General features: G+C 55.8%; 11 protein-coding genes. 4 read left to right on the forward strand and 7 right to left on the reverse strand.

Features of this window, described 5'->3' with window-relative positions; all coding sequences use genetic code 11:
* Positions 1-14 precede the first annotated feature (14 nt).
* From OLTU_RS01505 to OLTU_RS01515, 3 genes are read left to right on the forward strand one after another with little or no spacing between them, the layout of a single operon-like run.
* The gene (locus OLTU_RS01505; protein ID WP_141730994.1) at positions 15-1,013 is read left to right on the forward strand and encodes an aspartate/ornithine carbamoyltransferase family protein; all 999 of its coding nucleotides are present in this window, start codon (positions 15-17) and stop codon (positions 1,011-1,013) included.
* Complete coding sequence (locus OLTU_RS01510; RefSeq protein ID WP_141730995.1) at positions 1,013-1,882, forward strand: carbon-nitrogen hydrolase family protein; 870 nt, start codon at positions 1,013-1,015, stop codon at positions 1,880-1,882. Before OLTU_RS01505 ends, OLTU_RS01510 begins: the two co-directional genes overlap by 1 nt.
* A complete protein-coding gene (locus tag OLTU_RS01515; protein ID WP_218109779.1) occupies positions 1,833-2,918 on the forward strand; it encodes an MBL fold metallo-hydrolase in 1,086 nt (361 codons plus the stop codon). Before OLTU_RS01510 ends, OLTU_RS01515 begins: the two co-directional genes overlap by 50 nt.
* Here the strand turns inward: OLTU_RS01515 and OLTU_RS01520 are convergent, their stop codons facing one another.
* From OLTU_RS01520 to OLTU_RS01535, 4 genes are all read right to left on the reverse strand, one after another.
* Positions 2,919-3,266 carry a hypothetical protein gene (locus tag OLTU_RS01520; RefSeq protein ID WP_141730997.1) on the reverse strand — a complete coding sequence of 116 codons (348 nt, stop codon included), beginning with the start codon at positions 3,264-3,266 and terminating at the stop codon, positions 2,919-2,921.
* 111 nt (positions 3,267-3,377) lie between these two features.
* Positions 3,378-4,940, reverse strand: a complete 1,563-nt coding sequence (locus OLTU_RS01525; RefSeq protein ID WP_141730998.1) for a sigma 54-interacting transcriptional regulator — start codon at positions 4,938-4,940, stop codon at positions 3,378-3,380.
* 164 nt (positions 4,941-5,104) lie between these two features.
* Entirely contained in the window at positions 5,105-5,752 is a 648-nt protein-coding gene (locus OLTU_RS01530; protein ID WP_141730999.1) for an outer membrane lipoprotein carrier protein LolA, read from the reverse strand.
* Positions 5,749-6,267, reverse strand: a complete 519-nt coding sequence (locus tag OLTU_RS01535; RefSeq protein WP_141731000.1) for a CinA family protein — start codon at positions 6,265-6,267, stop codon at positions 5,749-5,751. The genes OLTU_RS01530 and OLTU_RS01535 overlap by 4 nt, the downstream gene beginning before the upstream one ends.
* Positions 6,268-6,405: 138 nt before the next feature.
* Here OLTU_RS01535 and OLTU_RS01540 point away from each other — a divergent pair, with 138 nt between their 5' ends.
* A complete protein-coding gene (locus tag OLTU_RS01540) occupies positions 6,406-8,061 on the forward strand; it encodes an AMP-binding protein (protein WP_141731001.1) in 1,656 nt (551 codons plus the stop codon).
* Here the strand turns inward: OLTU_RS01540 and tgt are convergent.
* The 3 genes from tgt to OLTU_RS01555 all read right to left on the reverse strand — a co-directional run bounded on the left by tgt (position 8,045) and on the right by OLTU_RS01555 (position 12,052).
* A complete protein-coding gene (gene tgt, locus OLTU_RS01545) occupies positions 8,045-10,078 on the reverse strand; it encodes a tRNA guanosine(34) transglycosylase Tgt (RefSeq protein WP_141731002.1) in 2,034 nt (677 codons plus the stop codon). The two genes, OLTU_RS01540 and tgt, sit on opposite strands and share 17 nt — an antisense overlap.
* 144 nt (positions 10,079-10,222) lie before the next feature.
* Positions 10,223-10,900, reverse strand: a complete 678-nt coding sequence (locus OLTU_RS01550; protein WP_141731003.1) for a PDZ domain-containing protein — start codon at positions 10,898-10,900, stop codon at positions 10,223-10,225.
* A 231-nt stretch (positions 10,901-11,131) separates the two neighbouring features.
* Positions 11,132-12,052, reverse strand: a complete 921-nt coding sequence (locus tag OLTU_RS01555) for a flagellin N-terminal helical domain-containing protein (protein WP_141731004.1) — start codon at positions 12,050-12,052, stop codon at positions 11,132-11,134.
* Between the last annotated feature and the right edge of the window lie 30 nt (positions 12,053-12,082).

Below are 12,082 nucleotides of genomic sequence, written 5' to 3' on the forward strand. Positions count from 1 at the left end.
GAAGGGATTGTTTTATGGAAGTGACTCCAGCCAAACCATTGCATGTTCTCAGCTCCTCGCAGTTTGATCGTCCGTTTCTGGACCATATGTGTCAGCTGACCGATACCATCCGCCGCTTCGATAAGTCGAAGGAAGGTCTGATGTATCTGCAGGGACTCCTGGCTCATCGACGGGCCATGCTGTATTTTACGCAGCCATCGACTCGAACCTTTCTCTCCTGTCAAACCGCCTGTCAGATCCTGGGCATGGGGACCAACGAGATCCGCGACTCTTCGACGAGTTCGGAGCGCAAGGGGGAGAGCATCGAGGACTCGCTGCGCACGTTTTCGAGCTATGTTGATGTCATCATCATGCGGACGCCGGTGCCCGGCCTCTGTGATCGCATCGCGAATCTTTTGGACGAGACCGAACGACCCATTCCGATTGTGAATGCCGGTTCCGGACCGGATGAGCACCCGACGCAGGCGCTGCTTGATATTTATACCTTGAACCGGAGCTTTGTGCGCAACGGCGGCATTGATGGCAAGACCATCATGATGGTCGGCGACCTGAAGCGGGGCCGGACCATCCGCTCGCTGAGCGGCCTTCTGAGCAACTATCGCGATGTGAAGATCCTCTTCGTTTCGCCGCCTGAATTCCGCATCAGCGATGACCTGCGGCAGAAGCTTCAGCAAAAGGGCCAGAAGTTCGAGGAAACCGATCAGTTTACGGACGCCCTGCGCATGGCCGATGCAGTTTATATGACCCGGGTGCAGGATGAGTATGATACGAACGGCGAGTCGAAAAAAGTCGACTCCCGGCGCTTTCATCTGAAGGCCGAACACCTGCCGCTGATGAAGAGCACCGCGGTGATCATGCATCCCCTGCCGCGCCGCGAGGAATTGGATGTGGCCATCGACACCGATCCCCGCGCCAGGTACTGGCGCCAGGAAAGAAACGGTATGTGGACAAGGGTGGCCCTGCTGACTAAGATCTTTGGAGTGGATCGGAAGATCGTTCTGCCGGAGCTTTAATGCGCAAAGAAAATCTTGTCCTGGCCAGCATCTGCATGACCAGTACCGACGATCGGGAACGGAATATCGAGGAAGCCCTGCACTGGGTAGCGAAGGCTGCCGCACGTGGAGCTGACTGGGTGCTTTTGCCTGAGGTTTTTGCCTATCATGGATCGTATGACCGCATTCATGAAATGGGGGAGCCTGAGGGCGGAGCCCTGGGCACGCGACTGGCCGCCGCAGCGCGGGAGCATAAGATTTGTCTTTTTGCTGGCAGCTTCGGCGAGCAGGCGGCGCCGGGTGAGTTGAAGGAGGCGGATGAAAAAGGTCGCCTCGGTCATCGCCGGGTTTATAACACCTGCTATGTCTTCGACCGCCAGGGCCAGCGTGCGGCCAAGTATCGCAAGACCCATCTTTTCAATCTATACAGCACCAAGGGTGAAGCGCTTTACTGCGAATCGGATGGATTCCTGGCCGGTGATGAGCCGGTCACGTTTGATCTGGAAGGTTTCCGCGTGGGCCTTGGCATCTGTTATGATCTGCGTTTTCCAGCCTATTTCGATCGACTGGCGAAGGATCAGCCGCTGGATATTATCGTCCTGCCTTCGGCGTTCACGCTGCATACCGGCATGGATCATTGGGAACTGCTCCTCAGGGCTCGTGCCGTGGAGCAGCAGGCCTATGTGTTTGCCGCCAACCAAACCGGAGAACACGGCCGTGGCCGCTCCTCGTATGGGCATTCCATGATCGTCGATCCCTGGGGTTATGTGCTGGCCAATACCGGCGGTGTTCCCGGTGTGGCGGTGGCGGAAATCCACAAGGATCGTATTCAGGCCGTGCGTGATCGTCTTCCCGCTCTTCGCAATAGGCGTCCTGAGCTTTATGAGTGACAAGCCCTTCGATTTTCGATTGATCAACGGCCTGCAGGGGGATCCTGCGGTGTTCGTGCTTTTGAAACGCATGGGCGAGGCTCTGCTGTTTGATCTGGGTGTGATTGAAAACCTGGGGCATCGGGATATGCTGCGGGTGCGGCACGTGTTTGTTTCACATGCGCATATGGATCATTTTGTGGGCTTTGATCGCCTTCTGCGGGTGAATGTTCCGCATCGGCGGCAGCTCACGCTCTTTGGTCCCGAGGATTTCATTGAACGTGTGCGGTGCAAACTCAATTCCTATACCTGGAATCTGATTGATCCGGATCAGATCCGCTTTCACGTTTATGAAGTGCGTGGGGATGGATCGGTTTGGACGGCTTCCCTCACCAATACGGATAAATTTTCCGCTCCCGCGACGCGCACGGACTTGAAGCATCATCATCTGGTCACCCTGCGGGATGGATCGCAGGTGGCCGCGGCGCTCATGGATCACAAAGGGATTCCCTCGGTGTCCTATAAGCTGGAAGCGCCGGCGATCCTCAAGGTGCGCACGGAAAAATTAAAGGCTCTGCAGCTCAAGGCCGGTCCCTGGCTCGGGGATCTGCAGTATCGGGTGCGCACAGGCCAGGCCGAGGGCACGATCGAGGCGGATGGCCGGATGTTTCCCATCGACGAGCTGGCGGCGGAAATCATCACCCAGCAGCGGGGACGCTCGCTGGTTTATCTCACCGATTTATCCTTCTCGGCGCGGAATCTGGAAGCCTTGCGGAAGGCCTTTGGTCAGGCGTCCGATGGAATCTCCGAAAGCAGTTTTGCCGATGAGGATCGTTCGCGAGCGGTAGACAAGGCGCATCTGACGAGCCGGCAGAGTGCATTGATTGCCCGCAGTCTCGGCATTCAGCATTTCCATGTTTTTCATGTGTCGGGTATCTATGGACAGGGGCCACAGCAGGTGGCGGAGGAAGCGCGAAACTTCTTTCATAGTCTGCCAGGACCCGGGCCGGAACTCGATCAGGAAATCCAGATCGAGTTGTCCAGGGTGCTGTCTTGATCAGTGCAGATTGCCTTTGTTCTTGCGGGCTGCGGCTGGAGCATGACGCGGCGCCTCGCCGCTTTCCTGAGCGTTCTCATGGAGCAGTTCCTGGAAGGGAACCTGAATTTCCTGAGCGGCTTCGTCCAGTGCTCCACGATCCTCGAGATATTCACGCAGGCGTCCCAGGGCGATCTTGAATGTCTGCTGACGCGCCAGCATCGTGTTTACTTCCTGGCGAAGTTTAAGAACTTCAATGCCCAGGTCGCGCAGATGACTTTCCATCTGCTCCATACGCTGACTGCCATCCAATGGCCCCTCAGGGGTTCCGTCCTGCTCGGCCGTTTTACTGAAAAGTTTGAGCACCATATTCCCTCCTTGGGGCGTTAAAGGCATGCCTGCCTGCTCTTGTGGGTTGGTGGTCCGCGGACGGACTCGGGTCGTTTGCGCCCCTTCGGGGCTGACAAACAGGGCTCCCGATCAGCTGGACTTCGCCCGCTTCTCCAGATTGTACTTCTGCACCTTCGTGATCAAACCCGCGCGACTGATCCCGAGTTCCTTCGCCAGCTTGGATTTGTTCCAGCCGGTGCGTTCGAGGCCTTCGAGGATCATCTGCTTTTCCATGACTTCGAGGGAATCCTTCAGGTTGCCATTGACCCGCAGACCGGGGAATTTTTTCTTCGTGCTTTCCTTGATCCGCTGCGACAGCTGCTCGGAGTTGATCTCCTTCTGATCGCCGGCGAGAACACAAAGACGTTCAATTTCGTTTTCCAGCTCACGAACGTTGCCGGGCCAGTCATGATCCATCAGGCGCTCGAGGCATTCCTGCTTGACCAGCTTTTTCGGGCTGTTGGTGGCCTTGGAGAATTTGGTCAGAAAGTGATCGGCGAGCAGAACGATATCGTCCTTGCGGTCGCGCAGGGGCGGAACCACGACGTTGATCACGTTCAAACGATAGTAAAGGTCTTCGCGGAACTCGCCGTGTTTGACCATCTCGATCAGGTTGCGGTTGGTGGCCGCGAGGACGCGGACATTACTGCGTTTGACCTCGGTGGAACCGACGGGAGTAAAGGTCCCTTCCTGCAGAACGCGGAGAAGCTTCACCTGCATCTGCATCGAGGTATCACCGATCTCATCGAGGAAGAGCGTGCCTCCATCGGCTGCTTCGAAAAGACCTTTCTTGTCTTTCACAGCGCCGGTAAAGGCGCCCTTCATATGACCGAAGAGCTCGGATTCCAAAAGGTTTTCGTTGAAAGCACCGCAGTTGACAACGAGGAAGCGCTTGTTCTTGCGCTTGGAGTTGTAATGCAGGGCCTTGGCGATCAGTTCCTTACCTGTACCGTTTTCACCCTGGATCAAGACCGTGGTCTCGGAATCGCAGACGCGTTCCAGCAGGCGATAAAGTTCCTGCATGGCCATGGATTTACCGATCATGCGGTCAAAACCATAGCGCTGGCCGAGCTCCTTGGAGAGCTCGCTGACCTTGCTCTTTTCATCATCCAGATAACGGTGCATGACCAGAATCTCATCCACCACGAGGTTGATGAGTTCAGTTAGATAATGCAGTTCCTTGGTGGACAGGACCGGCAGCTCATCAATCTTGCTGAGGAGGTCCTGGCGGTCGGGGAAGTCGCGTTCCAGATAGTTACTGATCTGAACTTTCTGCTGCGCTGCGGTGTCTTCACAGATGAACCCATCCCCAAAGACGGTCCCCAGGAACTCGCCTTTGACGTTAATGGGCACCGAAATCACCGAAAGTCCGGTCGGATCGATCGAAATCTTCGGTTTTTTGCCATGCATCGACTCAACGGTCGTTTTCCTGGCTGTTTCCAGGCGCTTGGAAAAGCCTTTACTGTCCGCGACGATCGCCTGACAGATGGGGTTCAGAGGGTTGAAGAACTTGCCTTCCGGCACTCCACGCAGGAAGCCCTTTTTATCCGTGAAGTTGATTTGAACACGCCACCATTTGCCAACGATTTCCTTCAGCTTCCGGATGACGTGCATCTTGTCAAAGTCTTCCCAACGGACAGATTCCTGGCTCATACCAAAGCTCCCGAATATGTACTCATTATGCAGTGTCCATGGACTTCGCAATCAAAGTACTTATCGGCTCGAGCGGCCAAAAACTTTACATCGTTTCCAGTTGGGATTTTAAGGACTTGGGAAATTACTGCCGGAAGGCTGGGCAGGGACTGCCCAGCAGCTGATCAACCGTGGTGCCGGACGGTGAAATTGCCCTGGCGGGAAAAGGTAAAGATTTTGCGGTCGTTGGTTTTGTTCACCGGGTTCTTGAAGGCAAACTGTGTATAATTCCCGTCATTGTAAAAAATCTGGACCTCCTCCACGAATTTCTTGACGTCTGAGACTTTGACAAAGATCGAGTTCACATCGGTGCTCTCCGGGTGCTGCGGAACCAGGACCGCCTGGGTCCGGCCACCCTTGGATTTGATCTCCTTCACCTTGTAACGGTTCAAAAGCGCACGCGGATCCAGGACCAGATTCACCACTTCCTGCAGCTCGCGGGCGAGGCTCGCATTGGTGTTGTAGTGGTTGACCAGTCTATCCTTCTCCCGATAGTGGGTCAGCTTTTCGCCGTTGAAGTAATACTCCTCCAGGCCGGCTTTGCCCTCGGTAAAATTCCAGCGAAACATACCGGGCTTGGAGAAGTATGCATTGCCGCTGCGGATCGTCGAACGATCGCGGAGTTTTTTGTAAGTGGTTTGGGAAAAGTCCACTGCGACATGATCCAGGCTGGAGAAAATTTCTGCATATTTATCCTGCAGTCTGGGCTCAGCCGCACGCGCCAGAGGCAGGGTTGTTAAACTCAGAACCAGAAACAACGCGATTCGAATCACAAAACCTCCTTATGGGCATAAGCCTTCACTCGTTGCAGGAGTCCTGACAAAGCCACATGGCAACTTGCGGCCCGGATCTCCTCACGCGATCCTGAGAGCTGGCTGGCCTGAAACGTGGTGCCTTCGGGTGTGGACCAGCCAAAGCAGACAAGGCCCACCGGCTTGTCCGGGGTGCCACCGCCGGGTCCAGCCACGCCGGTAATCGAACAGCTGAAGTGGGACTGAAACAAATGCTGCACACCGGCTGCCATGCGGCTCGCCACCTCGGTGGAAACCGCTCCAAATCGTTTCAGGTCCTCCTCGGGCACGCCCAGAATCCGGGATTTGACGCTGTTTGCGTAGGCATTCACACCACCTAGAAAAAATCCGGAACTCCCGGGTCTATGGGTGAGCAAGGCGGACAGCAGTCCTCCCGTACAGCTTTCAGCAGTGGCAATGAGGAACTGATGAGACAGGGACAAGTCCTGCAGCTCGCGCAGCGGTTCCTGAAAAATCACATCATCAATAGCAAACACTTATGTACTCTCTCTTTTAACTGGCCGGGACAGCCAGACACAGGTATATTCGCACTTTATTCTAAACAAGACCGTAAAAAAGTGTAGCGGTAGGGTCACCGGGAAAATATGAAATTTTGACTTGGAGGTCACGCGGTCATGAGCCATGCTTGGTTGCAGCACTATCCCGAAATCGTCAAACCGACGATCGAATTATCCGAAGGGACTCATATCGCCTCCGTGATTGAGGATACCTGTCATAAATACAGCTCAAGAATCGCACTGACCTGCATGGGAGCGGACCTGACCTTTCGTCAATTCGATCGGCTGGCAAATGATTTTGCTTCGTATCTGCAAAATGAAATGGGTCTTCGCAAGGGCGATCGCCTGGCCATCATGCTGCCGAACGTGCTGCAATTCCCTATCGCGCTCTATGCGGCCACCAAAATCGGTGTGATCTGTGTCAACACCAACCCGCTTTATACGTCCCGTGAAATGAAGCATCAGTTTCATGACTCCGGCGCCAAAGCCTTGCTCATTCTTGATATGTTCCTCGACAAGCTCGAAGAGATTATCAAGGAAACCGATATTCAATCGGTGATCGTCACCTCGATCGGGGATCAGCTGCCGACCTGGAAAGGTCTGCTGGTCAATACCGTTCTGCGTTTGAAAGGTCAGATCCCCAAACATAATCTGACCGTCATTCCCTTCAAGGAAAGTCTGCGGAAAGGCTCGGCCAAGCCCTATACCAAGCCGCAGATCAAACTCGAAGACATCGCCGTGCTCCAGTATACCGGCGGAACCACGGGTCTCTCCAAAGGTGCGATGTTGACTCATCGAAACATCGTCGCGAACATGTATCAAATTCAGGAATGGTCGAAACCTTATGTGGCCAAAGGTGATGAAACCATCCTCACGGCTTTGCCGCTCTATCACATCTTTGCCTTGACCGTAAACTTCCTGGCCTTCCTGAACCTCGGCGGGCGCATGATACTTCTGCCCAAACCGGTGCCCATTGAAAACACCGCGAAGATGTTTGCCAAGTATAACATCACGGTGATGACGGGTGTGAACACTCTTTATAATGCCCTCAATAACTGCAAGGTCTTCCGTGACCTTGCTCCCAAGAGCTTGAAAATTGCTCTGGCGGGAGGTACGGCTCTGCAGTCCGCGGTCGCTTCTGAATTCCAACAGATTACGGGAACCCGGGTGCTCGAGGGCTTTGGTCTGACGGAAGCCTCGCCGGTGACCCACTGCAACCCGCTGCATATCGACTGTCCAGCGAACTCCATAGGTCTGCCTTTGCCCTCGACGGAAGCGCGCGTCGTCGATGATGATGGCCGCGACGTGCCCCTGGGCGAGCCCGGTGAGTTGATCGTCAAAGGTCCTCAGGTGATGGCGGGTTACTGGAATCGGCCCGAGGAAACGGCCTCCTCCATTCGCGACGGCTGGCTCTACACGGGCGATGTGGCGAAAATGGACGAGCGCGGTTTCTTCTACATCGTCGATCGCAAGAAGGATATGGTTCTGGTCTCGGGCTTCAACGTTTATCCGAATGAAGTGGAGGACGTTCTGGTCTCGCACCCCAAGGTCCTGGAAGCCGCTGTGATTGGTGTGCCGGATAATACCTCCGGCGAGGCTGTGAAGGCTTTTGTGGTGAAAAAGGATGAATCGCTGACCGAGAATGAACTGCGCGAATGGTGTGAGAAAAATCTCACCGGCTACAAGCGGCCGCGGCATTATTCATTTGAGAAGGAACTGCCGAAAACCAATGTCGGCAAGATCCTTCGGCGTAAACTCAGGACAGGGACCTGACCCATTGCGGATGCTGCCGGACCTGGCCCAAAAACCACGGGATCAGGCCGGCATCCAGATTCTCCGGATAAGGCCGATCGCTTCTCTCCCAGCGGCCAAACCAGCCATGATCCAACAGCTCTCTTTGAAACGGATTGGTCTGCGCCATGCGCGGGGTCAGGGCGATGGTCGTATCCGCCTTCGCCGCCGACGGTCGACCCTTGGCCAGGGTGAAACCTGCCGCCAGCAGCGAGGCCCGCACGGGGGTCGAAGCCGAGTAGGTGAAGATTTCAGCGGTCTCGTGGCCACAGAACGCATGGAGTTTCTGGAAGGCTTCGAGCGACCAGAGCGGCCCGTTCGTTTTCGCCGAGAAGGGATCATAGAATACGATATGCGGAGCAGGAGCTTCCGGCATGCGTTCCAGAGCCTCACCCTCAAGAAGTTTCCAAACAAGGCGCCCATCCGCGCTGCTCCATTCGCCTTTGCGGAGCAGATGCGAAGGCCCGCTGTGCCAGAGATGTTTGAATTTCAAAAGATGATCCATGGCCAGACGCAGGGAATCGAGATCATTTTCAAAGCTGTAAATGTGCAAAGGCTTGAGTCCCGTGTGACCATCAGCCAGCAGCCCTTCATAAACCCGGATGGCCGCCATCACATTATGCGCAGCTCCAAGGCCCACATCCCAAAGGACGAGCGCTTCCTCACCACCCTCCCGCAGGCGATGACTGAGATGCGATTGCTCGGCATAAAGAAGTCGGGCCTCTTCATCCGGATGCACAAAGGAATGCATGACCTCGCCGCTGGAACGCTGACCGATGCTGAAAAAACCCTGGGTGGATTCGATCAGCTGATAATCGCCGCGCTGCCGGGCCGCCTCGCGGGGCTTGCGTTTAGGCTTGGTCGGTTTCGCCGGGAAGTCGCGATCCCGGATGACCAGCACCTCACGCTGCTCCCGATAAAAGGCGGCAAAGGTATCATTCAGGATGTGCTCCCGCATGCGGCGCATGAGGTCCTGATAAAAATGCAGGTTATGAATCGAGAGAAGCTGCGAGCCAAGACCCTCGCTGGCTTTGCAGAGATGGTGAATATACGCCCGCGAATAGCGCTGGCAGGTATAGCAGCTGCACGCGGGATCGATTCTTTCTTCGCCAAATTTATAAACGCCGCGCTCCAGGCGCAACTGACCCTGGGTCGTGTAGGCTACACTCTGCTGCGCATGGGCCGTGGGAATAATGCAGTCAAACATATCCACACCGCGATGCACGGCTTCGAGCAGATCGATCGGCGTGCCAACGCCCATCAGATAGCGCGGCAGGTTCTCCGGCAGAAGGCCGGCCGTCAGTTCACAGAAATCCTCGCGCTCGGCCTTCGTTTCCCCGACGGCCAGTCCGCCGATGGCAAATCCATCGAAGGGCAGCTCGCAGAGCGTGGCTGCACTCTGTCGCCGCAGATCCTCGTAGCAGGCACCCTGAACAATTCCAAAGAGGGATTGCGGGGAATCACCGCGGGCGATGAGACTGCGCCTGGCCCAGCGATGGGTCAGTTCCATGGCATCCTTCGCCACCTGGTAATCGGAGGTGGAGGGCACACACTGATCGAGCACCATCATGATATCGCTGCCGATCGAACGCTGCATGCTGATGCTGCGCTCGGGCGTGAGAAGATGTTCGGTGCCATCGACATAACTGCGGAAACGCGCTCCATCCTCGCCCATGACCCGGGAGTTCGGCAGCGAGAAAATTTGAAAACCGCCCGAGTCGGTGAGAAAGGATTTCTCCCAGCTCGTGAATTTGTGAATCCCGCCCATGCGCTCAAATACAGCGGCACCAGGCCGGAGCATCAGGTGATAGGTATTCGCGAGCAGGATGTTGGCGCCGGTGGCGGCCAGTTCCTCGGGCTTGACGCCTTTGACCGTGGCCTGGGTGCCGACGGGCATGAAGATAGGCGTCTGGACTTCACTATGCAGAGTTTGAAAGCGACAGGCGCGGGCGCGGGACCCTGAGGCCTTGGCTTCAACGCGAAAATTCAAACGAGTCATGGGGCTGACCTATAAATGTTGACTTGGGCAAGTGCCGGACCCTGGGTTATACCCAATGGCGCAGAGACGGGCAATGCCGTTCCTTGAAAAGGACCAGGGAAAACTGGCATCGGAGTCAGGCTGGATAGGAAGGCGTGGATCAGGTCAGTTGATCTGGATCACAAGTTCCATCGGCTTGCGGTTCCGAATGTAGCTGAAGGTGGCGCTGGTGGCGGCTTTCAGCTGGCTCAGGGCTCTGATGGCCAAAGCGGCATCATTGATGGGCTGTTCGTTGATATGCGTGATGATGTCACCGTTTTTCAAACCGGCGATATCAAAGATGCTCCCTTGATCGATCTCAAGCAGCTGAAAGCCGGTGAGACGGCCGTTTTCCACATGAGGGACGGCAGCGGCCTGCATCAGGATCTTATTGAGGTTTTCACCGACCAGGTTGTCCTTGAGCATGCGGGTGACCTTCAGGGTATTGCCCTGACGTTCGATGCCGTCGGCGTGAACGAGGTTATCTGCAACATTCACAGCCGGGGTGGACTTCACCTCGGTCGGATTCTCGTCGCCGACGCTCAGGTCGTAGAACTTGTTGTTAAAGGAAAAGGTCACGGTTTTCCGGAAGATTTTTTCAATACGGCAGCCGGGAACCACATCATGGCCTTCCCGGAAGGCAGCCACGCGACCGCTGGTTTTGTGTTTGATGAGGGCCACACCCTTTTGATTCTGGCTGCTGGCGATCACACCGAGGACGTTATAATCAAAGGGGTTTCCCTGGGCAAGGGAGGCCCCCATGAGAAGGCTAAGGAGAAACAGGAGTCCGGCGAAGTTCTTCATGGCCACAACCTTTCCAGTATCCGATCAACAACGGGATCCACACAGAAGACCACTCCACCTCTATCGGAGCAAGGCCTGTGCCGATTCACGGGTGCTGGCTTTGGGTCATCAAGCTCTGGAAAGTTATGGGGAATGTTTGGGTAAGAGTCAGACCTTACTGTCATAAAGAACGACAGAGGTCACCCGTGTGATGGGTGGGGTCAGGGGGCGGGAGACCCGCCCCCTCCTGCCTTAGCCGCGGAGCAGCTGGAGCACAATTTCAGGGTTGGAGTTGGCGTGAGACAGAACCGCAGCACCCGCCTGTTCCAGGATCTTGTTCTGGGTGAAACGGGCGGTTTCCGCTGCGAAGTCCACATCACGGATCCGGCTGTTGGCAGCGTTCAGGTTCTCGTTGGTCACATCGATGTTTGAAATCGCTGTGTTCAACCGGGACTGAACGGCACCGAGGGAGGCGCGATAACCGGCCACTTCGTTGATGGCGGTATCGATCACGTTGAAAAGCGCATCCGTTCCATCAGGGCTCAGGTCAGCCGCGCCACCGTCTGGATCATCAGGAACCACGGCCAAACCACCGTTGACGACGCGGTCGATCGCTTCATTCAAAATGCTCAGCTCTTCCAGGTTGATCGTCACGATATCCGAATCGTTTTCGGGATCGATATCGGGTGCGCTGCCATCGACATCCGCCCGGTTCGAGGAACCCACGAAGATGCGCATCGCAGTGTTTTCACCGGCTTCCAGGACCTTCCGCCCGTTGAACTCGGTCGTCTTCATGATACGACCGACTTCATCGCGCAGCTGCTGGAATTCACGGTCCAGGAACTCGCGCTCACGGTTACCCAGGGTATCCGATGCGGCCTGGGAACCCAGCTGGCGCATACGGAGCATGACGTTGGTCATCTCATTCAGGCCGCCTTCCGCCACCTGAATGTAACTGATACCGTCGTTGGCGTTACGTTTGGCAACATCCATGCTGGCGATACGGGAACGAATTCGCTCCGATACAGCGAGTCCGGCGGCATCGTCCGCTGATTTGTTGATGCGCTGACCGGAGGACAAGCGCTCGATGGACGACGCGACTTCGCGGCGACTGTCCGAAAGTTTTTTCTGTGCGATCATGGACTCGACGTTGGTTTTGACTCGGATACCCATAACGAAACCTCCTTGTTGAAAGACCTATGA

Source organism: Oligoflexus tunisiensis (assembly GCF_001748245.1).
In the GTDB taxonomy this organism is placed as follows: Bacteria; Bdellovibrionota_B; Oligoflexia; order Oligoflexales; family Oligoflexaceae; genus Oligoflexus; species Oligoflexus tunisiensis.